This is a genomic window from Streptomyces sp. NPDC028991 (assembly GCF_055564775.1).
Genome location: NZ_JBVHVP010000023.1, coordinates 57493 through 80691, shown reverse-complemented (window position 1 = coordinate 80691; position 23199 = coordinate 57493). Strand labels below are relative to the sequence as shown.

Sequence of the window (23199 nt, the reverse complement as noted above, 5' to 3'; positions counted from 1 at the left end):
CAACACAGCCCACTCAGCATCCGAAAGCTCATGACGACGCACCACGACAAGCATGATCCCTCATCACTTGAGCACCTTTGAAGACGACTCCTAGGACCGCGGTGTGCTGTCCGAGCGCCACGTGGTGAGACGAGGGCGCCCCGGCAGTTCGGCGCGGCCGGTGGCCCACAAAAGGGTGAGCCAGGGATCCGCGCCGCCCGGAGCCTCTGGAAACAGCCGGGCGAGCACCCGCGAGCAGAGAGCGGAGGGCGGGGCCCAGGCAAGCCCGAAGCCTTCCGCCACATCGTGCATGTGCACCAGCGTTTCCTGCACCCCCAGCGCCGCGAAGCCTTCGGGGTCCGAGACCCCGGCGGCGTGGTGCGCGCGGACCCGGGACGGCGTCGTACGCACCATGGCGACCAGCAGCGCGCCGCACGCCTCCAGCACCTGCACGAGGCCAGCCGGGCCCGCATCACGCTCCGCGTAGACGAAGACCATGGGTCCGTCCGGCCTCTTCCGGCTCAACGCGAAAGGCACATGGGTGTCCAGCGGCGGGCTCCGCGGCCCCAGTTGCACGGCGTAGTACAACAGGTCGTTGGCGAGGTGCTCGACGGTCTCCCAGCAGTCCCACTCCAGCGAACCGGCCTTACCGCCCCACCCCTCCGGGGGTGCGTCCCGAAGGATGCCCACGGCGAGCCGCACGGCAAGGTCGACGTCGTCCGCGGTGACGGGAGACAAGACTGATCCGGGTTCGACTGATCGAGACATGACAGCACCGTATCGCGAGGGAAGAGGGCGATCACATCGACGAGGTACTGCTTCAGCTGGTCGTCGCGGGAGTGCTGGAACGGTGTGCGGCCCGGCTCCGGACGCCCTGCCGGCCAAGATCGTCGAGCATGAGACCCGCGACTCAACTCCCTGAAGCCATCATGGAGGCACGGCCCGTGGCGCCCACCGCCGTTCGCGCCGCCGCCACGAATGCCGCGATCGCCGGGTGGGTGCCGCCACCCGCACGGAAGGCGACCTTCGAGCGGCGGAAGAGCGGCAGCCGGGTCAGGACCACCCCCTCGGGGGCGTGCGCAGTGGCCATTTCCGGTACGAATCCGGCGCCTTGCCCGATGGCGGCCAGGGCCAGAACCGTACGGAAATCGTTGACCTGATGACGGATGCGCGGCTGGAAACCGGCCGCCTGACAGGCGCGGACAGCCATCACGTGGCCGGTCGTACCGTCCCGGGCCGTGATCCATGGGGCCGTGGCCCACGGCCCGAGCAGCTCCGCCAGCGTGTCACCGCGGGCGGCGGGACCTCTTGCCGGATCGGTGTCGGTGGCGGCACCCGTGGCCAGGTACATCGGCTCCTCCAGCAGGGGCACCTGGTCGACCGTGGTGTCCGGGGACGCGGGCACGAAGTCGTAGTCGTGGACGAGGGCCACGTCGAGTTCGCCGGCGCGCAGGCCGTCGGAGACCCGCGCCGAGTCGATCTCCTGCACCATCGGTTCCAGCGCGGGGTGCCGCTGGGCCAGTTCGGCCAGCGTGCCGGGCACGATCGCGGGGCCGCCGGAGGGAAACGTCCCGATCCGCAGCGGCCCGCCGATCCCCTCGCGTGCCCCGGCCAGTTCGGAGACCGCCAGTTCGAGGCGTTCGAGGACGGCGTCGGCGTGGGTGACGAGGGTGCGGCCCGCGGGGGTGAGCACCACCCGTCTGCCACTTCGTTCCAGCAGGGGTACGCCCGCCTCGCGCTCAAGCACGCTCAGCTGCTGGGAGACAGCCGAGCCAGTGAAGGTCAGTGCCTCGGCGACGGCCGCGATGGTGCCGCGTCGGTCCAGTTCGCGCAGCAGGTGGAGACGTCGGACATCAAGCATAAGGTGAGCTTACGCATAGACGAAGAAACATGAACTGGATCTACTGGGTCCGTGTCGGTCAGGCTGGGCGCATGACGCGCGAAGCGAACCTCACCGGCCTGTTTGTCCCCTTGGTGACCCCGTTCACCGACGACCTGCGCCTCGCCCCGGACGCGCTCGCCCGCCTCGCCGACGAGGCGCTGTCGGCCGGCGGCGCTCACGGACTCGTCGCCCTGGGCACCACCGCCGAGGCGGCCACGCTGACCACCGAGGAGAAGCGCGACGTGGTCCGCATCTGCTCGGCCGCCTGCCGGGCACACGGGGCTCCGCTGATCGTCGGCGTCGGCACGAACGACACCGCCGCCGCCATCACGACACTGCGGGAGCTCGCCCGGAGCCGTGACGTCGCCGCGGTGCTGGTTCCCACGCCGTCCTACACCCGGCCCGGCGAGGCGGGAACACTGGCGCACTTCACGGCACTCGCCGAACACGGGGGCCTGCCGCTGGTCGTCTACGACATTCCGTACCGCACCGGTCAGCCCCTCAGCACCAGCACGCTGAAGGCGCTCAGGCGCCTGCCGCAGGTCGTCGGGGTCAAGTACGCAACCGGTGCGATCGACGCAGCCGCGGTGGAACTGCTCGGCTCGTCGACTCCGGGTTTCGCGGTGCTCGGCGGCGATGACGCCGTCATCTCACCGCTGCTCGCGGCGGGCGCCCACGGCGGCATCCTCGCGTCGGCCAATGTCCGCACCGCTGACTACGCCGAGCTCATCTCGCTGTGGCAGCGCGACGCCACCGGACCGGCCCGCAGGCTGGGAGCCGAGCTGGCCCGGCTGTCCGCCGCGCTCTTCGCCGAGCCGAACCCGACGGTACTCAAAGGGGTGTTGCACGCCCAGGGCCGTATCCCCAGCCCGGCCGTCCGGCTGCCGCTGCTGGCCGCCTCCGCCGGTTCGGTCCAACGAGCGGTGAGCCTGGCCGCCGCCAGGACCCAAGAGACCGCGGCCTGACACGGGCACGTGGCCTGATCGCGTGCACGTCGTCGGTGCGCGGCTGTTGGACCGAATGAGCGAGCCGCCGAAGGGCTGCTGCGTGGCGCCCGCGAGTGCGGCGCGGCCTGGTGGGCATTGTGGGTTCACGTGACCTCTTGGGAGCCTCCCCAAAAGCGAATGGAGACGCTCGTGAACGATCAATCACCGAGCCCGGCCCTCCCGCCTGTGGTGGACAGAAGGACGTACCAGGAGGCGAGGGAAGCTCTGCTCGCACGGGAAAAGGCGCACACCCGTGAAGGAGACGCGATCGCGGCGGCGCGGCGGCGGCTGCCGATGGTGGAGGTCGATGCCACCATCGAAGTCGTCGGCCCTGACGGGCCGATCACGATCCTCGACGTGTTCGAAGGCCGCAAGCAGCTCATCGCCTACTTCCACGCCTGGTGGCCCGGACAACCCGCCGCCGGGCAGTGCGAGGGTTGCACCTTCTTCAACAGTCAGGTCCGCGAGCTGTCCTACATTCACTCCCGCGACGCCACGTACGCCACGCTCTGCAAGGGCCCCTACCAAGAGAGTGTCCGCTACCGCGACTTCCTCGGCTTGGAGATGCCGTGGTACTCGGTCGACAAGACGGCACCGCAGCTCCTGGAGGGCCGTGACTGGCAGCGTCACCACCTCGTCTGCTACGTCCGCGACGGGAATCGGGTGTTCGAGACGTACTACACCGGCGGTCGCGGCGTCGAGGTCATGGCGCCCACCCACGGGCTGCTGGACATGACCGTCTACGGACGCCAGGAAGCGTGGGAGGACTCCCCCCGCGGCTGGCCCCAGCCCTGGTACTCCGCCGAGAACCCCGAGGTGTGGCGTACGAACGGGCGCCCCATCGCCCAATGGTCCCGCGTCGAGGCCGGCCGCTCCGACGAGCTGACCTAGCAGTGGTTCGTTACGTGAGGTGATCTCGCCTGGTGGCGGGCTTCCTGCCGGCCCGAGGCCGGCCATGCCCGGAGCCTTCGACTGCTCGACTGAGCGGCAGCCAGGAGATCTGCCGTCGCGTGCAACCCCCGGGCGGACGGCGGGAGTAGGAGTGGGTGGAGAGGCGCCCTCCGGTCCATTGACCCCACTTCCCGCAGGAGCAACGTGTCCAGCAGCATCAAGAAGCTCGCGGTCGCCGTCGGCGCGGCCGCCATCATGGTCAGTACACCGGCAGCCGGTGCCTGGGCGGCCGACGAGGTGTCCGGTGACGCGTCCGGCACGGGGCTGCGGACGCAGTCAGCCGTGCGGGAGGAGCAGCACCCGCCTCGGCACGCGCAGGACGAGGAACAGCGGACCGCGCCCCGTACCGTCGGCTCCGGAGTCATCGACGGCAAGGAGTGGTCGGTGACGCTGCGGTTCTATCCGGAGGTTCCGGAGGACTTCCCCTCCGTCGACTGGACCTCCGGCTTCGGTGGCTCCCGGCCCGAGGATCCCGCGTTGCTCTGTCAGCGGGTGTTCATCGGCGGGGTCCAGGTCGATCACCAGGCGGGGCCGTGGGCGGGTTGCTCCGTCGTGGACGGCCGGGACGACTTCGTCGAAGGTGCCGGGCTGCACGGTCTGACCGGCAAGGGCACGTCCGGGACGCGGATCTTCGTCGGCAACCCCGCCTCGGGTACGGCCACGGCCCGGTTGACGCTCGACGGCGGTACGGTCCGTACCGCTGACGTGGTGACGCTGCCGGGGACCTCGTACCGTGCGTTCGCCCTGCCCATCGCCGACGGAGAGACCATCGCGTCCGTCGACACCTTCGACGGACAGGGCAACCGGCTGACCCACGAGACGTACTGGGACTGACCCATCGGTCCCCGGGTGCCGCCCGCACCCGGGGACCGGACCCGTGCCTCCTGCCCGCCCACACACCCGCAGGGACAGACTCTTCGTGCACCTCGGACCGGCCCACGATGCCGAAGGCGATTTCACGGCGTTCACCTCGGCCTACTGGAGCCGCCTGGTCAGGACCGCCTACATGCTGACCGGCGACTTCCACGAGGCGGAAGATCTGGTGCAGACAACGCTGATCAAGGTGTACGCACGGTGGGACCGGGTGCGGCGGGAGGACGCCGACGCCTATGTGCGGCGCGCGCTGGTGAACAACAACCGCAGCCGCCACCGCCGCAGACGAGTCGTCCACCTGCTCACCCCTCTCCTACCGGACCGTCCGCAGCGGTCCGGCGAGGCCGAACGTCTGGAGGAGCGCGACGTGCTGATGGAGGCCCTGGCCGAACTGCCCGAACGGCAACGTGCCGTGGTCGTCCTCCGCTACTGGGAGGACCTCGAGGTGGGCGAGGTGGCACGGACGCTCGGCTGCACGCCCGGCACGGTCAAGAGCCAGGCTTCCCGCGCTCTCGCCAAGCTGCGGGCACACCCCGCGCTGGCAGCGCACGACCGCGCGGATCTCGGAGGTGCCGCATGACCGCCCCCCACACACCCGGCGGGCAACCAGATACCTCAAGTGCCTCGGGCGCTTCGGGCGCTTCGGGTACTTCGGGTACTTCGGGTACTTCGGGTACTTCGGGCGCTTCCGTGCCGGACCGGCTCGGCCCCCTGCACGCCGCCGATTCCGCACCGGATGTGCGGCATGCGCTGGCCCGGGCGGCCGGGCGGAAGGTGCCCGGGCCAGCACCTGTGCAGGCCATCCTGGACGGTGCCCGGGCCCGGAGGTCGCGCCGCACCACCGTGACCGCGGCGGCCGGGGCGCTGGTGGCCGCGGTCACGGCAACCGTCGTCCTGCCGCTGCTGGCCGGCCCGCCGCAGGACGACGGCCCGCACCCCGCGGCCTCGTCCCCGACCAGCTCGCCGGTTCCCGACGCGTCGCAAGCCGGAGAACGCAGCCGGGTGGTCCGTTCCGGCAGCATCGACGGCAAGAAGTGGTCGGTGACGCTGACGTTCTATCCGGACGCGCCGGACGGCTTTCCCTCCACCGACACCGACACCGGCGCCGGCGCCGGCGACAAGGCCGACCGCGACGCCGACGAGAGCTCCGGCTTCGGCGGCGGTTCCCGGCCACAAGACCTCTCGCTGCTCTGCCGGCGGGTCTTCATCGGTGGCGTCCAGGTCGACCACCAGGCGGGCCGTTGGGCGGGCTGCTCCGTCGTGGACGGCGAGGCCGACTCCGTCGAGGCCGCCGGGCTGCACAGCCTGTCCGGAAAGGGAACGTCCGGGACGCGGATCTTCGTCGGCAACCCCGCCTCGGGAACGGCCACGGCCCGGCTCACCCTGGACGGCGGTACGGTCCGCACGACGCGGGTGGTGACGCTGCCCGGCACTTCCTACCGTGCGTTCGCCCTGCCCATCGCCGACGGAGAGACCATCGCGTCCGTCGACACCTTCGACGGACAGGGCAACCGGCTGACCCACGAGACGTACTGGGACTGAAGCCGTTGCCGAGGATCAGGGCGCTCCACTGCCGCTCGGACCACCGTACGTCGCTGTGAGCACCTGGCACCTCTGAGCCCCAGACCTGGATCGCCGTCGGGAGCTCTGGCGGGTGTCCGCCGCGCCGGGGTGCCCGGCACGGCGGACACCCGCCTTGCGTCCATTTACCGCTCGGCGGCGCCCAGGTCCAGCCGCTGGTGGACCAGACGGGCGAAGTGGGCCAGGGTGCGCCCGGTGGCCAGGTCGGCCGGTCCGAGGCGGATGTCGAACAAATCCCGGGCCTGCATCAGGAACTGCATCCCCAGCAGCGAGTCCAGTCCGAAGTCGGTGACATTGAGCGTGGGGTCGAGATCGGCCGGGTCGGTTTGCAGGACACCGGCGAGGAGCTGGGTGATCGCGTCGGTGATCTTGCGTACCGCCTCGTCCGCCGGGAGATCCGCCAGCGCGTTCAGGAGCTCGTTACGGGCGTCCGGGGATGCCGCGGAGGACGCCGGGGCCAGCGGGGCGAACCGGGGGGTGGCCAGGGCGGGCAGCAGATGACGAGCGGTCCCCCAGCGGTAGCGGCCCGCTCCGGCGACGTCGGTGCCGGCGGCCAGGAGGCGGTCGGCGGTGGTCAGGACCTCGGTGGGGGTGAGCAGTTCGAGGCCGCGTCCGGCCATGGTGGCCGCCATGCCGCTGCGGGCGACGTAGCCGGTTTCGCCGATCGGCCCCCAGGCCAGTGCCGTACCCGTCCGGCCGGTGCCGCGCCGGGCCCGGGTGAGGGCCTCCAGGTAGGCGTTGGCCGCCGCGTAGGCGGACTGTCCCGGGTTTCCGATACCGGCGGAGACGGACGAGTACGCGAGGAACAGGTCCAGGTCGCGGTCGGTGGTGAGGTGGTCCAGCAGGGCCGCGCCCGCCGCCTTGGGCGCCAGTACGGCGGCGAACCGGTCGTCGGTGAGGTCGGACAGCACCGCGTCGTCCATGTGCATCGCCGCGTGCACGATGCCCCGCAGGGGGTGCCCGGTGGCGTCCACGGCGTCGAGGACCCGGCGCAGTGCCGCTTCGTCGGTGACGTCGGCAGCGTGCGCGGTGGCCCGCACACCGCGGTCGGTGAGTTTCCGGAGCAGGGTGTGCGCACCGGGGGCGTCGGGTCCGCTGCGGGAGAGCAGGGCCAGGTGCCGGGCCCCGCGGTCGGCCAGCAGGTGGGCGGTGGCGGCACCGAGCCCGCTCAGTCCACCGGTGATCAGGTAGGTGCCCTCGCCGTCGAGGCGGAGGGAGCCGGGTGCGGGTTCGACGGGGACGGGTTCGTCCAGGGGGTCGAAGGTGACGACGACCTTGCCGGTGTGCCGGGAGTGCTGCAAGAGGTGGAAGGCCTCGTCGACACGGGCGGCGGGATAGGCCGTGTGGGGCAGGGGCCGGTAGGTGCGGGAGCCGACCGCCGCCGCGAAGTCCCCGACGAGCCGGGTTCGCAGGGCCGGGTCGTCCACGACGGCGTCGAGGTTGAAGCCGATGAAGGTGAGACTGCGGTGGAAGGGGCGCAGGGTGATCGGGTTGTTGAGGAAGATGTCCCTCTTGCCGAGCTCGATGAAGCGGCCGTTGGGGCGCAGGAGGTCCAGGCCCTGGGCGATGGCCTCGCCGCTGAGGGAGTTCACCACGACGTCCACGCCCCGGCCACCGGTCAGCTCCCGCACCCGGGGGACGAAGTCCAGGCTGCGGGAGTCGAGTACGTGCTCGACGCCGAGCGTGCGCAGCAGGTCGCGTTTGGTCTCCGTGCCGGCGGTGGCGATGACGCGGGCGCCCTGCCGGCGGGCGCACTGCAGGACGGCCAGGCCCACCGCTCCGGCTCCGCCGTGGACGAGCACGGTCTCCCCGGCGCCGAGACGGGCCTGTTCGACCAGGGTGTGGTGGACGGTCAGGAAGGCGACGGGGAAGGTCGCCGCCTCCGTGAAGCCCATCTCGTCGGGGACGCGGACGACGGCGAAGGCGGGGGTCGTGGCGTGCGAGGCGAGTGCGGCGGGCACGAGGCCGCAGACCCGGTCGCCGGGCTTCAGGTCCGCCACCCCCGCTCCCACGGCACGCACGATGCCGGCACCGTCGGTGCCCAGTCCACGGCCGAGCGGACTGTTCTCCACCGCCTCGGGCGGCAGCAGGCCGTTGGCCCGCATGGGGTCGCGGTAGTTCAGGGCCACGGCCCGCATCTCCAGTACCACCTCGCCCGGCCCGGGCTCGGGGGCGTCTGCCTGCCGCCAGACGAGCCGCCGGTGCAGGCCCGGGTCACGGGCTTCCAGAATGAACGGCGTACCGGCGGGGACGCCCGGGGGTTCGTCCACCGGGTGCTGTACCTGCCGGGGCACGAATCGGCCCCGTGCGGTGAGGACGATCTCGTCCTCCCGGGCGCTCCGGTCGTCGTCGCCGGATGCGAGGAGTTCGCCGGCCAGGCGGCGGGCGTCGGTGTCGGCGTCACCGGTGCGGTGGCAGGACAGGCGGCGCAGGCGCAGGTCCGGGCGCTCGTTGGCGAGGGTGCGGCAGGCCGCCCAGACGGCCGCGTCCACCGGGTGCGTCGGCTGTTCCGGGGCCGGAAAGAGGCCGGTCGGGCGGGTGACGAGCCATACCTGCGGGCTGGTTCCGCCCTTCAGGCCGTCGCAGGCGGTGGCCAGGGAGCGCAGGAGGGCCGCGCGGCGGGTGGTGGTCAGCGTGACGGTCTCGTGCGGGCCGGGTGCGGCGAGCAGCAGGACGACGCGCGGATCGGGGTCCGTGGGCAGGGCCGCCTTCCAGGCGGCGGCCTCGTCGGGCGCGGGGATCACGGTGGCCTTCCCGAGGCGGGCGGCCAGAGTTCGCGCGGTCGCCGTCTCGGTGCCGTCCTCGGCGGCGATCACCCAGGTGGTGCCCGGAACCGGCCGCGCTGTGCCGGTGGTGGCCACCGCCTGGCCGGGGTCCGCCGCGGCGAGGAGGACGGAGCGGTCCTCGGGCCCGGTCTGCGCCACGCCGGAGAAGCCGCACCGGTGCAGCAGCGGTGCCCACCGGTCCCGGGCGAGGATGCGGGACATGGGACGCAGGGTGTGGTCCCCGCGCTCCCAGAAGTCGTTCAGCGTGCCGTACAGCAGAGCCTGGAGCGAGGCGTGGTGCGGTTCGGTGGCCAGCAGGTGTCCGCCGGGGGCCAGCATGCCGTGCAGCCGGCGCAGGGTCGCGGCCAGGTCGGTGGTGGTGTGCAGGGCGTCGCCCGCGAGGACGAGGTCGAATCCGCCCCGGGGCAGGCCCTGGTCGGCCGGGTCGGCGTTCGGGTTCAGAGTCCGGTAGTCGACGAAGTCGTGGGCCGAGAAGCGGTGTTCGGCGCGGGTGAGGGTGCTGCCGGTGGGTGCGGTGCAGGTGTAGCGGGTCCGGTCGGCCGGCAGCACGGGCAGGACCGCGGCCGTCAGGGCGGTGGTGGTCGCGCAGAACTCGAGGACGCGCAGCGGGCGGTCGGCGGGCCAGCGGGCGACGATGTCACCGAGCAGGGCCTGCACGGCACGGTGGGTGAAGCGGTGGGCGGGGCCGGACTCGTGGAGTTGCTCGTAGGTGCTGTCCCCGGCCGGAAGCAGTTCGCGTGCGTCGGCGTGTCCCCGCACCACGTCGGGCAGCCGGCGCAGGTGCCTGTTGAGGAGCAGTGTCTCGGCGCCGTACGCGGGGTGGTCCTCGACCAGGCCGCGCAGCAGGGCCTCGGCGTGGGTCTCCGTGCCGGTCAGTCCCCAGGTCTGCCCTGCCTTCCGGGCGAGACCGTGCTCGGCCAGCAGGGGCAGCATCAGCCGGGCGAGCCGCCGGTGTTGGGGCTGGAGGCCCCCGGCCACCAGGTCGTCCATCGAGAACGGGGCCGCCGGGTCGGCGAGAAGGCCGCGCAGCGTCGCGGCCCAGCAGTGGGCACCGGCCTGCTCGGCGGCCGCGGTGAACCGGTGGTGGCCGCCGTCGTCCAGGGCGGTGCGCGCGGCGGCGATGCGCGGCTCGGCCGCGGACGCCACCTCGGTGGGCGGGGGAAGCGGGGAGGGCGGGGCGGCGGCATCCGGGTGGGGGGCGGCCCTCAGGACGGTGCGCTGGACGGTCAGCGGGGTGTGTCCGGCGAGGTGTGCCCGGCGGGTGCGGCAGCCGTCGATCTCGACGGTGACCGTGCCGTCGGGGTCGGCGTAGGTGATGTCCCAGCACATCTCGTTGGCGCTGCGGCTGCGGCGGCGCAGGTGGACGACGCCGGTGGGCGCGGGGGTGCGCCACACGCGTACGGCGCCGAACACGGTCGGGAGGAACGCGGCGGACTCCCCCCGCGCCTCGGCGAGGGCCACGGTGGCCTGCAACGGCGCGTCGAGCAGGACCGGGTGGGCGGTGTAGGCGTCGGCGGGGTGCTCCAGCCGGTAGCTCACCAGCGCCTCTCCGTCGCCGGTGTCGACGCGGTCGATGAGCTGGAAGTCCGGTCCGCAGTGCAGACCGATGCCGTGGCACATGCGGTAGAAGCCCGGGCCGTCGACGCTCCGGTCGCAGCGTGCCCGGAGCGCGCCGACGTCGAGCGGGGCCGGTGCCGTGCCGAGCAGGCTGCGGACCTGTGCGCGTACCACGGGCAGGCACTCACCGCCGTGTTCCTCACGGACGCTGACGGTCACGGCGCCGTCGTCGGGGGTGACCGCGGTCTGCAGGGCGACCGGCGTCGGGTCCGGCCACCGCAGGGACAGTGGGCGGCCGATCTCCAGGTGCCGTACCTCGACCGGGCGGTCCATGGCCCGGCGACCGGCACTCAAAGCCATCTCCACGTAGGCGGCGGCCGGCATGAGGACGTCGCCGCCGATCCTGTGGTCGCCCAGCCAGGGCACCAGTTGCGGCTCGACGGCGCCGTGCCAGACGGGGTGCGGGGCGGGCATCCGCTCGCCCACCAGCGGATGGTCCAGCAGGCCGCTGCCGCTGGTGTGGGCGACCAGGTCCTGTGCGGTGCCGTGCCAGTGCCGCTCGTGCTGCCACGCGTAGGCGGGCAGGTCGACCACCCGGCCGGGGCGGGGGAAGTGGTGCCGCCAGTCGGTCGCGGTGTCGGCGGCGAGTGCGGCGGCGACGGCCGCCGCGGTCTCGCGGAGGCCGTCCCCGTCGCGGTGCAGGGTGGGGACGCAGCGGGCGCCGGTGTGGCGCAGATAGGGGCGCAGCACCGGGTGCGGTCCGATCTCGACCAGGACGCCGGCGTGCTCGGTGGCGAGGTGGGCGGCGGCCTCGGCGAACCGTACGGGCTCGCGGACGTTGCGCCACCAGTACGCGGCGTCGAGTTCGGGCCCGTCCAGCGGGGTGCCGGCGACGGTGGAGACGAACGGGATGCGGGCCGGGGCGGGTTCGAGTCCGTCGAGGGCGTCGAGCAGCGGCTTCCTGATGGGGTCCATGACCCGGCTGTGGAAAGCGTAGTCGAGGTCCAGTTCGCGGAAGAAGACGCCGCGGCCGGTCAGTTCGGCTCCCCAGGCCGCGAGCGTGTCGGCGTCCCCGGCGACGGTGACGTCCCGGTCGCTGTTGATCCCCGCGATCTCCAGTGCGCCGTCGTGGCGGAGCAGTTCCTCGCGTGCCTGGGCCTCGGACAGGCCGACGGCGGCCATCCGGCCCCGGCCCGCCGTGGCGCCCTGGGTGCGGCTGCGTTCGGCGATCACCAGCGCGGCCTGTTCCAGGGTGAGGATCCCGGCGGCGAGGGCGGCGGCGACCTCGCCGACGCTGTGTCCGGTCACCGCCCGCGGGCGCACCCCGTGCGAGGCCAGCAGCGCGGTGAGGCCCGCCTGCACGGCGAAGAGGGCGGGCTGGGCCACCTCGGTGCGCTGCCATGTCCGGGGGGACGGGCGGGCCAGTTCCTTGGTCACCGACCAGCCCAGGTGGGGTGCGAGGGCCGCGTCGGCCTCGTGGACGGCCTCGCGGAAGACCGGTTCGCCCCGCAGCAGGTCGGCTGCCATGCCGGGCCACTGGGAGGCGTTGCCGGAGAACACGAACGCGGTCCCGTCCCGCTCGCCGGCGCGCACCATGGCCCCGCTCGCGGGCTCCGCGGCCGTGAGCAGGCCCAACTGCCGAGCGGCCTCTTGCGGGTCGGCGGCCAGTACGGCGGCACGGTGCGGGTGCGCGGTGCGCCGTACGGTGCTGGTGTGGGCCACGTCGTAGAAGTCCGCCGGCTCGGTGTTCCGCAGCCGCTCCGCCATGCGGGCGGTCATCTGCTTCAGCGCCTTGGCGGAGCGGGCGGAGACGACGAGTGGCAGCGGGCGCCCGTCCGGCGCCGGGTCCGGCTCGGGCTGCCGGGCGGTGGGCGGCTGTACGACGACGGCGTGGGCGTTGGCTCCGCCGAAGCCGAAGGCGCTCACTCCGACGGCCGCCCGCTGCCCCGGGTCCAGCGGGACGGGGTCGACGGCGGGGGCCAGTCCCAGGCCGTCGAAGTCGATGCGGGGATTGAGGGGAAGGGCGTGCAGGGAGGCCGGTACCAGCCGGTGGCGCAGGACCAGGATCGCCTTGAGCAGGCCGGCCATTCCGGCGGCGGGTTCCAGGTGGCCGATGTTCGTCTTCACCGAGCCGATCGGCAGCGGTCCGCGGCTGCGGCGCCGGCCCAGGGCCCGGCCGATGGCCTCGGCCTCCGCCGGGTCGCCGGCCTGGGTGCCGGTGCCGTGGGCCTCGACGTAGACCAGGTCGTCCGCGTCGATCCCGGCCTCCGCGTAGACCGTGTGCAGCAGCGCCTCCTGGGTCTCGGCGCTGGGCACGATCATTCCGGTGCTGCGGCCGTCGGTGTTGTTGCCGGTGGCGGCCAGTACGGCGTGGACGCGGTCGCCGTCCGCCACCGCGTCCGTGAGGCGCTTGAGGACGAGCACCGCGCCGCCCTCCGCCCGGACGAACCCGTCGGCGTCGGCGGAGAACGCCGCGCAGCGTCCGCGGCGCGACAGCATGCCCGCGTAGGAGAATCCGGCGAAGGAGTAGGGGTTGGACAGCACGTTGACGCCGCCGACCAGGGCGACGCGGCCCGGGCCCTCGCGCAGGGTGCGGCAGGCCCGGTCCAGGGCGACCAGGGCGGAGGAGCAGGCCGTGTCCACGGCCATGCTCGGCCCGCGCAGGTCGAAGGCGTACGACATCCGGTTCGCCGTGATGGACAGGGTGGCGCCGGGCATGGTGTGCGGGCTCGTGTGGTCCTGCATCATGGACAGGTTCACGCCGTATCCGGGGTCGGAGACGCCCACGTACACGCAGGTGTCCGATCCGGCCAGGGATTCGGCGGGGATGGCGGCGTCGTCCAGTGCCTCGGCGGCCATCTCCAGCAGCAGCCGCTGTTGCGGGTCGATGTGCCGGGCCTCCGCGGGTGACATACCGAAGTAGGCGGCGTCGAACGAGGCGACGTCCTCGAGAAAGCCGCCGGCGGCGGTGTAGCTGCGGCCCGGCCGCACGCCTCCCGGGTCGACGGTCCGGTCGCGGGGCAGCCGGTCGGCGGGCATCTCGCCGACCATGTCGCGCCCGTCGCGCAGCACGGCCCACAGGCCGTCCAGATCGGTGATGCCTCCGGGGAGCCGACATCCCACGCCCACCACCGCCACGGCCCGTTCAAGCTGCTGCATCGCCAAGTCTCCGCCCCTTCACGCCGATCAGTGGCCTTCGTGCGGATTGAAGGGGATGGAGCGGGCGACGAGTGGACGAATCCTGGACACAGCACTCGTTGTAGTGAATGTCATTACTCATACGCCATGCCGGATTCGCAACGGTTACGGTGGCCCGGTGCCCGAAGCCATCCGTGCCCGTGTCGCCGCCGTCTCCGCTCATCTTCCGTCCGGTTACCGGACCTTGGACGAAACCCGCGTCAAGATCACCGAGACGGGTGGCTACGCTCCGCCGCCCGGTCTGCTGGAGGATCTCACCGGTGTGCGCGGGGTCCATGTCCACGAGGACGGCGAGAACTCCTCCGACCTCGCCGTGGCGGCCGCCCGCAGCGCGCTCGGCGAAGCCGGTCTGAAGATCGGCGACGTGGATCTGCTGCTGTTCGCCTCGACCTCGCAGGACCTGATCGAACCCGCGACCGCCCACCTCGTGGCCACCAAACTGGGTGCCTCCTGCCCGGTGTTCGACGTCAAGAACGCCTGCAACAGCTTCCTCAACGGCATGGAGGTGGCCGCGTCGTTCATCGAGACCGGCCGCTACGGCACGGTCCTCATCGCCTGCGGTGAACCCTCCACCCTGGCCACCCGCTGGCACCTCCCCCACCGAGAGGACCTGCTCAGGGCACTGCCCGGCTACACGGCCTCGGACGCCGGTGCCGCGATGGTGCTCACCGCCGGCCCCGCGGGTGACGGCGATCCCGGCATCCTGTCCCTCCGGTTCGTCAGCAACTCCCCCGCCTGGGAGGCCTGCACGGTGGCCGGCGGCGGAAGCATGCACCACCTCTCCGTCCACGACGACCACACCACCCTGCGTCTGAACGGGGACCTGCGGCAGAGCGCGCTCGACGTGCTCCCCCGGATCATGGACGCCGCCGGGGACGAGCTCCGGGCGGCGCAGGCCGGCGCCTTCTCCTTCATCGCCTTCCATCAGATCGCCATGCCGCAGTACCGCGAGGTGATCGACACCTTCTCCCTGCCCGAGGACCGGTGCATGCCCGCGGTGGCCGAGCACGGGAACTGTGCGGCGGCCTCCCTGCCCCTGCAACTGGCCAAGGCGCGGGAGGCCGACCGCATCGAGAGCGGGGACCTGGTGGCGATGATCGGTCTGGCCAGTGGTTTCAGCTTCGGTCTGGCGCTCGTCCGGTGGTGACCGCACGAGCCGGGCACGCCCCGGCACCGGATGCCGCCGCACTGGAACGGCTGATGCCGGGCTACCCCGCGCCCCGCCACTGGCGGCGGGTGCCGCTCACCGGCCAGCACTACGTCGACCTCGGCTCCGGCCGGCCCGTGCTGTTCCTGCACGGCAACCCGTCGTGGAGCTACGTCTGGCGCAAGCTGCTGCACCGGCTCGCCCCGCACGCCCGCTGTCTGGCCCCCGACCTGCCGGGCTTCGGGCTGTCCCGGCACCTGCGGCCGGCGGACGGCGTGCCCGACCCCTACGAGGCCCAGCTGGAAGGCCTGGACAGCCTCCACCGTCACCTGGTGCGGAACGAGGGCCTGCCCGAGCGCGGCTGGACGTTCGTCCTGCACGACTGGGGCGGCCCGCTCGGTACCGCCTGGGCGCTGCGCAACCCGGGCGTCGTGGCCCGGCTGGTCGTCTGCAACACCGTGGCCTTCCCCTTCCCGGACGGTTTCCGGCTGCCGTTCTACCTGCGCTGGGTCCGTGATCACCGGCCGGTCGCCGCGTTCGTCCACGCCACCAACGCCTTCGCCCGCGTCGCCGTACGGGCCGGAGTCCACCACCCGCTGCTCCCGGCCGAGCGGCGGGCCTACCTACGGCCCTACGCCCGCCGTGCGGAGCGCCGGGCGGTCACCGACGCCGTACGCGCGATCCCCCGCGGCACCGCGGACCCCGCGTGGCACCTGCTCGAACCCCCCGGCGCCGGGGCCGTCCTGGCGGACCTGCCCCTGCTCGTCGGGTGGGGCATGCGCGATCCCGTGTTCACTCCGGACCTGCTTCGGGAGTGGGTGCGCCGGTGCCCGCAGGCCGTCGTCCACCGCTTCCCCAGCGCCGGGCACTTCGTCATGGAGGACGCCGCGGACGAACTGGGCGGCCACATCCGTGCCTTCCTCCAGGGAGCCCCATGACCACGACCGCCGCGGACATCGCCGGGCGCCTGGCCGAGCGGCCCGACGCCGTCGCCCTCGTGGAAGGCCGTAACGGAACCTCGCGGACGACCCGTCGCGGCGAGCTGGTGCGCCACTGCCGCCGCATCGCCCAGGACCTGCGCGACGCGGGGGTCCGGCCCGGCCACAAGGCCGTCGTGATGACCCGCGACGCCCACGATCTCACCGCCGTCTCGTACGCACTGGTCCTTCTGGGCGCCGTACCCGTGCTGATCGAACCGCGCGCCGAGGTGGGCCGCTGCCTCCAGGACATCACCCCGGACGTCTTCATCGGCGAGCCGCTGGCCCACTTGGGGCGCCGGGCGCTGGGCTGGGGCCGCCCCCACGTCCGGACCGCCCTGGTCACCGGGTCCGCGCCGCTGCCCGTGGGACGGCGACTGGTCACCCGGACGCCGGCCGGCGGCACTTCGCCCCCGCAGGTGCGTGAGCCCGACGGCGACGAACCGGCCCTCATCGCCTTCACGTCCGGGTCCACGGGACGGCCCAAGGGCGCGGAGTACCGCCACTCCACCCTGGCCGGGCAGCTCGACGCTCTGGCGGCACTGATGGGCCCCCGGCCCGACGACGTGCTCCTCGCCGGATTCCTGCCGGTCGCGCTGCTCGGTCCGCTGCTGGGCCTGGCCACCGTCGCCCCGGCGGTGAACCACCTGGCCCCGGCCCGCACGTCGCCGGAGGAACTCGTCGGGCCCATTCGGGAACACCGGGCGAGCATCGTCCTGGCCTCCCCCGCCGTCCTCACCCTGATCGCCCGTCACTGCGCCCGCCACGGCGTCACCCTGCCCTCGGTCCGGCAGATCCTGTCCTTCGGAGCCCCGCTGCGCGTAGGTCTCGCCGACGCCCTGCGCGAGGCCGTGCCGGACGACGCCGAGATCCTCAGCGTGTACGGCGCCACGGAGTGCCTGCCGGTGTCCGCGATCGGTGACCACGACCTGCGGACCTCGCGCACCGCGCCGCCCGCCGGGCACTCGGGGACCTGCCTGGGCCGGCCGCTGCCCGGCGTCCGCGCGCGGATCCTGGACGCCGACGCGACCGGGCTCGGCGAGATCGCCGTCACCGGCCCCACCGTCAGCCCCGCCTACCACGCGCGTCCCGACGCCGACGCCACCACCAAGCGCGACACCGACCACGGTGTGCTGCACCGCACCGGGGACCTGGGCCGGCTCGACGACGAGGACCGGCTGTGGTTCCTGGGCCGCAAGGCCCACCTGGTCACCGGCACCGGCTTCACCCTGACCACCGAGGACATCGAGGCCGCGGCGGACACCGCCCCCGGCATCCGGCGCACCGCCCTCGTCGGCGTCGGCACGGCCGTGTGCCAACTGCCCGTGCTCTGCGTGGAACCCCGGCCCTCCACCCCCCGCGCCTCCGCCCTGGAGGCTGTCCGCGCCGTTCTGAAGAACCACCCGGACGGGCACCGCGTCGGCGCCGTGCTGATCCGTACCGCCTTCCCCACCGACCCCCGGCACAACTCCAAGATCGACCGCATGCGACTGGCCGGCTGGGCCGCCAAGCGCCTGCGCGGGAGGGTTCGATGAAGGTACTGGTCACCGGAGGGAGCGGCTTCCTGGGTCTGGAGATGTGCCGTCGGTTGAGCGCACGCGGCGACGTCGTCTCCTCCCTCAACCGCCGCCCCAGCAGCGCGCTGCGACGGCTGGGTGTCCACCAGCACCTGGGCGACCTCGCCGATGCCGCCGCGGTCTCCCGTGCCGTCGCCGGGTGCGACGCCGTCATCCACAACGCCGCCCTGGCCGGCGTCAGCGGCCCTCCGCGGCCCTACTGGGCCACCAATGTCGTCGGCACCCGCCATGTGATCGAGCAGTGCCGCGCCCACGGCGTGCGCACGCTCCTCTACACCTCGACCGCCAGCGTCGTCTTCCGGCCCGGCGGCCGGGAGGGGGTCACCGAGAGCCTTCCCATCGCTCCCCGTCACCTGGCCGCCTACCCCGCCACCAAGGCCCGCGCCGAGGCCCTGGTGCTGGCGGCCCACGGCCCGGAGCTGGCCACCGTCTCGCTGCGCCCGCACATCGTCTGGGGGCCCGGCGACCCCCATTTCGCCCCCGCTCTCGCGCGCGCCGTGTGGGCCGGCCGCCTGCTGATGCCCGGTGACGGCGGCAACCTCGTCGACACCACCCATGTCCGAACCGCCGCCCACGCCCATCTGCTCGCCCTGGACAGTCTGCGGCAGTCGGCGGAGACGGCGGGCGGCCGCGCCTACTTCATCGGCCAGGGCGACCCGCGTCCGCTGCGCGAGATCACCCGGCACTTCCTGCGGGCCGCCGGCGTCGACGCCCGCTGGTGCGCCGTACCGCCCCGGCTCGCCACCGCCGGGGCCGCGGTCGGCGACACGCTCCTGCGCGCGGCACGCAGTACCCGTACCCACGCCCTGAGCCGCTTCCTGGTCGCGGAGCTGCTGCATCCGCACTACTTCGACCTCACCGCGGCCCGCCGCGACCTGGGCTTCGCACCGCCGGTCGGATTCGACGAAGGTATCGCGGAGCTCGCCCTCTCCACCCCGAGCGACAGCGAGGAGACACCGTGCCGGACACCTACGACGCCATCCGCTCCATCCTGAGCAGCGCCTTCCGCGTCCCCGAGGACGAGATCCGGCCCGACCTCACGCTGGAGCAACTGGACCTGGACTCGCTGGCCCTGACGGAGCTGGTGCTCATCGTGCACGAGCGCTTCGGGGTGAAGGTCGACAGCGCGTACGCCTCCCGGAGCACGACCGTCGCACAGGTCGTCGACCACCTGGACACGTTGCGCGCGGGTGGCACCGGAGCGGTGGCCTCCTCGTGACCGCGCCCGTCGCCGTCACCGGCCTCGGCCTGATCACCCCCGCCGGGGAGAACACCGGCGCCACCTGGGACACGGTCCGCCGCGGCGCGGGCACCGCGGCCGCGCACGATCCGGCGCTGGCCGGCCTTCCCGTGGACTTCTCCTGCCGCGTCCCGCTGTGCCGCGACGACCTGGACCGGCGCGTCGGCCGCACCGCCTGGCGCATGTCGCACAACGCCGTGCTGGCGGTGCTCGCCGCCCGCGAGGCGGTGCACGACGCGGGCGTCGATGCCCGGACGTGGGACGGCGGCCGGGTCGCCGTCGTCATCGGCTGCGGGCTGGGAGCGGACGCGGTGCGCGAGGAACAGGCCAGGCGGCTGGCGGAACGGGGCGCCGACATGGTCTCCGCGCTCACCATCCCCCAGATCATCCCGAACATGGCGGCCGGGGAGGTCTCCATCGACCTCGGGGCCCGCGGTCCCGGCCTCGCCCCGGCCACCGCCTGTGCCTCCGGCGCCACCGCCGTCGCCGTCGCCCGTGACCTCCTCGCCGCCGGCCGGTGCGACATCGCGGTGGCCGGAGCCACCGAAGCCGCCGTCACCCCGCTGGCCGCCGCGGGCTTCTGGCGCGCCGGCGCGCTGTCCCGGCGCACCGACGCGGTCGCCGGCGCGTCGCGGCCCTTCGCCGCCGACCGTGACGGCTTCGTCCTGGCGGAGGGCGCCGGCGTCCTGGTACTGGAGCGGACCGCGGACGCGACCGCCCGCGGTGCCCGTGTCCGCGCCCTGCTGGTGGGCTGCGGCAGCACCTCGGACGCCCACCACCCCACCGCGCCCGCCCCTGACGGCCGGGGCGCGGAGGCGGCCCTGCGCACCGCCCTGGCGGACGCGGGTCTGGCTCCGCACGACGTCGACCACGTCAACGCCCACGGCACCTCCACACCGGCCAACGACGCCGCCGAGTCGGCCCTGATCGCCCGGGTGCTGCCGCACCGCCCCAGTGTCACCGCGCCCAAGGGCGTGCTCGGCCACAGCCTGGGCGCGGCGGGCGCCGTGGAGGCGGCGCTGACCGTGCTCACCCTTCAGCACGGCACGGTGCCGCCGGTCGCGAACCTGGCGGCCCCGGCTCCGGGGTTCGACATCGACTGCGTCACCAAGGAGCCCCGCCGACAGGACGTCCGTATCGCCGTCAGCCACTCCTTCGGCTTCGGCGGACACAACGTCGTCCTTGCTCTGGCCAGGGCCTCCTGACCGGCTCGGCGACCGGCCAGCAGCGGCTGGCAGTCGCGCTGCGCAGCCGGAAGTCGTCTCGGCAGGGCGTCGGCCGGCGCCTCCCCATCGGGCCGCCCACCCTCACCGGCACACTCGTGCTCCGAGGTCAGAACGGCAAGCGGCCCCTGGCCCGGCGTCCTGCGGAACCACTGCGTCCCAGAGCTCGCGAACTGGACCGGAAAGGCTTGCTGAACAATCGTCCCAACGGGCCCGGAGCCTTGGATCCGGCCCGGGAACCGACGCCCATGGTGCGCTGCGCACCGCTCTGGGGGCGCCGTGACAGCCGGGGTAGCAGAAAGGCGAGTACCGCCAGTACGACGCAGAGGACGATGATGCCTGCGATGACCATGTCGTGTCTCTCCTCACTCCGGGCCTCGGACTCTTGTCCGTGCACTTCCTCGTGCCCCTGGAGAGACGGCGCACGCGCGTGAGTCACCCGGCGTTCGCTCGGCCGCGGCGCCGGCCCCCGGCAGGGGCGCACCGAACCCTCGGCGGGCGTGGGCTCCGGTGCGCGGTCCGCCTGCCAGTCGCCCGTCACACGGGCATCCAGAGGCTGCGCGGCGCAGTCAGGAACTGCGCCTTCGCCGTGCGGTCAGGTTGGCGGTCAGCAGGCAGGACCAGGTCACCACCAGGAGGAGCGGTCCGACGACGCGGCCCGGGGCCTCCCCCTCGACCACTCGCCACACCAGCATGCCGATGCTGAGGCAGAGCATCGTTGCGTAGACCCATGGGCCCCACCGGTTTCCGGGTCCAGCCCAAGGCAGCGGGTTTCGAGAGCCACAACGGGGCGTCATGCGCGTCCTCTCGGCGAAGTGGACGGCCGGCACCGGTACGGGCTCAGGGACGTGCGTGCTGCGCCCTGCCCACCGTGCGGGGCGCGGCGTGATGGACGGGCCGATTCGTACCGGCGTGTTCCAGGCGGCGCACCCACAGTGAGGTCGTGAGCAGCAGGCCGCTGAAGACACTCAGCAGAAGGACGGACGCCCACATCTGCCTGCTTCCGGGGGATTCCCACCAGGTCCAGGCCGCCGTCACGGTCCACAGGCAGCTGCCTGCTGCGTAGAAGGCCCGGATCCGATGCAGTTGGCGTAGCCGCGGCGCGACCGCGAGGGGTGTGTGGTTCTCGGTCCTCGATGTCATGCCGACCCGTGTACCCCGCGCACGGCGCGGCACTTACCACCGCTCTGGTCCGCTGCGGACCTGTGATACCCGGTCGGTTCGGCGCGGGCCGCGCGGCTCGCCGACGCGCCGGCCACCCACATGGTGCTCGCCCTACGCATGTCGGCAGCAACCGGCGGGGCCCAGAGCCTGGCCGCTCTGGTGGCGGAGCCGCGCTCCCTGCTCGCTGCGGCCAAGCGGTACCGCGACATGTGGCACCGCCCCGCGTCGGATGGAGGGCGTGTGGTGGACGGCTTCGTAGCCGCCCGCCCACCACTCGAAGCCTCAGGAGAACTCGTACCCGGCGAAGTCGGCGACGTGGACGTACCCGACGCGCTGGTAGAGGGCATTGCTGGTGGCGTTGTCCGGGTCCGTGAACAGGACGATGTCCGTCGCGCCCGCGGCCAGGGCTGCCCGGCTCGCCTCGACGGTCACCGCGCCCGCGTAGCCGCGGCCCCGAAGGGCGGCCGGGGTGTAGACGGGGTCCACCCGGACCATGCCGCCGACGATCGAGGTCGTGGCCGCCATCGAGACCGGGGTGCCGTCCGGGGTCTCCCAGAACGTGAAGTGCCTGTCGCCGAAACGCGACTCGTCCCAGGAGCCGGCGTCGATCAAGACGATGGAGCGCTGCTCCCCGACGTCGACACAGAACTCGCGGCACCAGCGCACGACTTGCTCACGGTCCTGCCCGCCCGTGAGGCGTCCCTGGCCCTCTGGGCGCGTCTGCGGTGGGGTGAGCGTACCGAGACGGTAGAGATGCGTCCGCCAGAAGAGTTCGGAGGCTGCGCTCGTGTGCCGCTCCCAGGACGCGGCGAAAGCGCCGGCGGTGTAGCGGTCCGCAATGACGTTGGCCGGTGAGTGCCCGAGGCCGGCCAGATGAGCGGCGAGGGTGTCCGTCCGTCCGGCAGAGAGGGGGGTGAGGCCCAGGCGGCCGCGCGGAGTGAGATAGAAGATCGCGTGGATCTCGCCTCCTGCCTCCAGTCGGCCGAAGACGGGGGCGTCGGCGTCGTGTTCGGCCGCCCCGCGTATCCGCAATTTCTCGATGTCCGTCAGCGGCGTGTTGTGCAGGGCTGGGCTCGAGCACAGGAAGTCCCCGGCTCGGGTGAGAAAGTCGTCGACGTCTTGGGTGAGGAGCCAGTCATCCGGGAGCATCCTTCATGCTCCCGGATCTCCTCGACTACGAGTAGGGGAACCGCGTCACTGCCTCGCGACTACGGCCGGGCCCGACATCAACGGCTCGGCGCCGGGGCCTGCGGGGCAGCACGGGGATGGCATGGGCGTCGTTCAGGGCGGTGCGCAGCCGGTCGTGAGCCGGGCCGTCCCGGGCTGCTGTGCGCGGAGCCCGGTCCTCGGGACAGCGCCGGCTGCTGTGCCCCTCAGAGGCTGGAGCAGGTCAGGACGACGCATACCGTGCCCAGTGCGGTGCCCGTGAGGACTTGGGTGGGCGTGTGGGCCCGCAGGTGCAGGCGGGACCAGCCAATCGCCGCGACGAGCGGATAGAGCAGAGCCCACACCGTCCCGAGTTCCAGGGTGAGGAGAGTGACGCTGGCGGCTGCCGCACTGGTGTGGAGGGAGACGTTGGTGGCCCAGGTGGACGCGAGGAGGAGCCCGGCCAACAGCGGGGCGGTGCCGCCCACCGCCAGCAACGGGGGCGGGGCTCCCAGGCGTCCACAGACCATCCATACGGCTGCTGCGGCGACGGCGCTCGCGCCCAGCAGCATCAGACGGGGTCTGCGCTCGGAAGGGACGTGGGTCGGCCACCACCCCAGGCGGGCACCTGCGAACGCCACGGCCGCACACAGCAGCGCCCAGGAACCACCGCCGCACAGCCCCCACAGAAGACCGTCGAAGTAGGGCCAGGTGGTACCCCAGCCGACCGCGCTACCGGCAACCACCGGCAGGACGGGAGGAGCGAAGTACAGGCTCAGCTGCCGCGCCAGGTTCGTCTGGCAGGTACCCGTGGTGATCATCGCCATGACAGGTGAACGAGACGGCCACGCCGAAGTGCACGTCGTGAAGGGGCCGAACGTCTGCCTGGCGAACTGTACGTTTCCGTGTGCCTTCCTCTCTCGTTGACCCGA

19 protein-coding genes are annotated in these 23199 nt (G+C 73.0%); 11 read left to right on the top strand and 8 right to left on the bottom strand.

Going from position 1 to position 23199, the window contains the following annotated elements; genetic code table 11:
- Positions 1–90: 90 nt before the first annotated feature.
- Together ACZ4V1_RS30470 and ACZ4V1_RS30465 are read right to left on the bottom strand one after the other, a co-directional pair.
- Positions 91–747, bottom strand: coding sequence for a hypothetical protein (locus ACZ4V1_RS30470; RefSeq protein ID WP_468342462.1), 657 nt, complete (start codon positions 745–747; stop codon positions 91–93).
- A gap of 142 nt (positions 748–889) precedes the next feature.
- Entirely contained in the window at positions 890–1840 is a 951-nt protein-coding gene (locus ACZ4V1_RS30465; RefSeq protein WP_468342460.1) for a LysR family transcriptional regulator, read from the bottom strand.
- A 71-nt stretch (positions 1841–1911) separates the two neighbouring features.
- On the opposite strand from ACZ4V1_RS30465, the gene dapA reads away from it, so the two are divergent.
- The 5 genes from dapA (at position 1912) to ACZ4V1_RS30440 (ending at position 6213) form a co-directional block, all read left to right on the top strand.
- Positions 1912–2826, top strand: coding sequence for a 4-hydroxy-tetrahydrodipicolinate synthase (gene dapA / locus ACZ4V1_RS30460; protein ID WP_468342457.1), 915 nt, complete (start codon positions 1912–1914; stop codon positions 2824–2826).
- Positions 2827–2985: 159 nt separating this feature from the next.
- Entirely contained in the window at positions 2986–3738 is a 753-nt protein-coding gene (locus ACZ4V1_RS30455) for a DUF899 family protein (protein WP_468342454.1), read from the top strand.
- A gap of 204 nt (positions 3739–3942) precedes the next feature.
- Positions 3943–4632 carry a hypothetical protein gene (locus tag ACZ4V1_RS30450; protein WP_468342452.1) on the top strand — a complete coding sequence of 230 codons (690 nt, stop codon included), beginning with the start codon at positions 3943–3945 and terminating at the stop codon, positions 4630–4632.
- A gap of 85 nt (positions 4633–4717) precedes the next feature.
- Positions 4718–5251: a SigE family RNA polymerase sigma factor gene (locus ACZ4V1_RS30445; RefSeq protein WP_468342450.1), complete on the top strand. Its 534-nt coding sequence runs from the start codon at positions 4718–4720 to the stop codon at positions 5249–5251.
- Between the two features lie 263 nt (positions 5252–5514).
- The gene (locus ACZ4V1_RS30440) at positions 5515–6213 is read left to right on the top strand and encodes a hypothetical protein (RefSeq protein WP_468342447.1); all 699 of its coding nucleotides are present in this window, start codon (positions 5515–5517) and stop codon (positions 6211–6213) included.
- Positions 6214–6377: 164 nt separating this feature from the next.
- On the opposite strand, the gene ACZ4V1_RS30435 is transcribed toward ACZ4V1_RS30440, so the two are convergent.
- Positions 6378–13754, bottom strand: coding sequence for an SDR family NAD(P)-dependent oxidoreductase (locus tag ACZ4V1_RS30435; protein WP_468342445.1), 7377 nt, complete (start codon positions 13752–13754; stop codon positions 6378–6380).
- A gap of 157 nt (positions 13755–13911) precedes the next feature.
- Between ACZ4V1_RS30435 and ACZ4V1_RS30430 the strand changes: the two genes are divergently transcribed.
- The 6 genes from ACZ4V1_RS30430 to ACZ4V1_RS30405 are packed head-to-tail and all read left to right on the top strand — an operon-like array spanning position 13912 to position 19939.
- Complete coding sequence (locus ACZ4V1_RS30430) at positions 13912–14940, top strand: 3-oxoacyl-ACP synthase III family protein (protein WP_468342442.1); 1029 nt, start codon at positions 13912–13914, stop codon at positions 14938–14940.
- Entirely contained in the window at positions 14937–15878 is a 942-nt protein-coding gene (locus ACZ4V1_RS30425; RefSeq protein WP_468342439.1) for an alpha/beta fold hydrolase, read from the top strand. The genes ACZ4V1_RS30430 and ACZ4V1_RS30425 overlap by 4 nt, the downstream gene beginning before the upstream one ends.
- A complete protein-coding gene (locus ACZ4V1_RS30420) occupies positions 15875–17452 on the top strand; it encodes an AMP-binding protein (RefSeq protein WP_468342436.1) in 1578 nt (525 codons plus the stop codon). The genes ACZ4V1_RS30425 and ACZ4V1_RS30420 overlap by 4 nt, the downstream gene beginning before the upstream one ends.
- Positions 17449–18489 carry an NAD-dependent epimerase/dehydratase family protein gene (locus tag ACZ4V1_RS30415; protein ID WP_468342433.1) on the top strand — a complete coding sequence of 347 codons (1041 nt, stop codon included), beginning with the start codon at positions 17449–17451 and terminating at the stop codon, positions 18487–18489. Before ACZ4V1_RS30420 ends, ACZ4V1_RS30415 begins: the two co-directional genes overlap by 4 nt.
- On the top strand, positions 18453–18713 hold the full coding sequence (locus ACZ4V1_RS30410; protein ID WP_468342430.1) for an acyl carrier protein: 261 nt from the start codon (positions 18453–18455) through the stop codon (positions 18711–18713). The genes ACZ4V1_RS30415 and ACZ4V1_RS30410 overlap by 37 nt, the downstream gene beginning before the upstream one ends.
- Positions 18710–19939: a beta-ketoacyl-[acyl-carrier-protein] synthase family protein gene (locus tag ACZ4V1_RS30405; protein WP_468342427.1), complete on the top strand. Its 1230-nt coding sequence runs from the start codon at positions 18710–18712 to the stop codon at positions 19937–19939. Before ACZ4V1_RS30410 ends, ACZ4V1_RS30405 begins: the two co-directional genes overlap by 4 nt.
- Before the next feature lie 127 nt (positions 19940–20066).
- On the opposite strand, the gene ACZ4V1_RS30400 is transcribed toward ACZ4V1_RS30405, so the two are convergent.
- From ACZ4V1_RS30400 to ACZ4V1_RS30380, 5 genes are all read right to left on the bottom strand, one after another.
- Positions 20067–20309, bottom strand: coding sequence for a DUF6411 family protein (locus ACZ4V1_RS30400; protein WP_079159948.1), 243 nt, complete (start codon positions 20307–20309; stop codon positions 20067–20069).
- A 217-nt stretch (positions 20310–20526) separates the two neighbouring features.
- Complete coding sequence (locus ACZ4V1_RS30395) at positions 20527–20673, bottom strand: hypothetical protein (RefSeq protein ID WP_468342422.1); 147 nt, start codon at positions 20671–20673, stop codon at positions 20527–20529.
- Positions 20674–20797: 124 nt separating this feature from the next.
- Positions 20798–21100 carry a hypothetical protein gene (locus ACZ4V1_RS30390; protein WP_468342419.1) on the bottom strand — a complete coding sequence of 101 codons (303 nt, stop codon included), beginning with the start codon at positions 21098–21100 and terminating at the stop codon, positions 20798–20800.
- 303 nt (positions 21101–21403) lie between these two features.
- Positions 21404–22270, bottom strand: coding sequence for a GNAT family N-acetyltransferase (locus ACZ4V1_RS30385; protein ID WP_468342416.1), 867 nt, complete (start codon positions 22268–22270; stop codon positions 21404–21406).
- Between the two features lie 224 nt (positions 22271–22494).
- On the bottom strand, positions 22495–23094 hold the full coding sequence (locus ACZ4V1_RS30380; RefSeq protein WP_468342413.1) for a phosphatase PAP2 family protein: 600 nt from the start codon (positions 23092–23094) through the stop codon (positions 22495–22497).
- Positions 23095–23199 lie beyond the last annotated feature (105 nt).

Bases quoted from the DNA above. Each gene is read 5' to 3' on its own strand.
- ACZ4V1_RS30380 (WP_468342413.1), bottom strand. From the start codon at position 23,094: ATGGCGATGATCACCACGGGTACCTGCCAGACGAACCTGGCGCGGCAG.
- ACZ4V1_RS30465 (WP_468342460.1), bottom strand. From the start codon at position 1,840: ATGCTTGATGTCCGACGTCTCCACCTGCTGCGCGAACTGGACCGACGC.
- ACZ4V1_RS30470 (WP_468342462.1), bottom strand. From the start codon at position 747: ATGTCTCGATCAGTCGAACCCGGATCAGTCTTGTCTCCCGTCACCGCG.
- dapA (WP_468342457.1), top strand. From the start codon at position 1,912: ATGACGCGCGAAGCGAACCTCACCGGCCTGTTTGTCCCCTTGGTGACC.
- ACZ4V1_RS30395 (WP_468342422.1), bottom strand. From the start codon at position 20,673: ATGCTCTGCCTCAGCATCGGCATGCTGGTGTGGCGAGTGGTCGAGGGG.
- ACZ4V1_RS30400 (WP_079159948.1), bottom strand. From the start codon at position 20,309: ATGGTCATCGCAGGCATCATCGTCCTCTGCGTCGTACTGGCGGTACTC.
- ACZ4V1_RS30455 (WP_468342454.1), top strand. From the start codon at position 2,986: ATGGAGACGCTCGTGAACGATCAATCACCGAGCCCGGCCCTCCCGCCT.
- ACZ4V1_RS30435 (WP_468342445.1), bottom strand. From the start codon at position 13,754: ATGCAGCAGCTTGAACGGGCCGTGGCGGTGGTGGGCGTGGGATGTCGG.
- ACZ4V1_RS30420 (WP_468342436.1), top strand. From the start codon at position 15,875: ATGACCACGACCGCCGCGGACATCGCCGGGCGCCTGGCCGAGCGGCCC.
- ACZ4V1_RS30385 (WP_468342416.1), bottom strand. From the start codon at position 22,270: ATGCTCCCGGATGACTGGCTCCTCACCCAAGACGTCGACGACTTTCTC.
- ACZ4V1_RS30415 (WP_468342433.1), top strand. From the start codon at position 17,449: ATGAAGGTACTGGTCACCGGAGGGAGCGGCTTCCTGGGTCTGGAGATG.
- ACZ4V1_RS30390 (WP_468342419.1), bottom strand. From the start codon at position 21,100: ATGACATCGAGGACCGAGAACCACACACCCCTCGCGGTCGCGCCGCGG.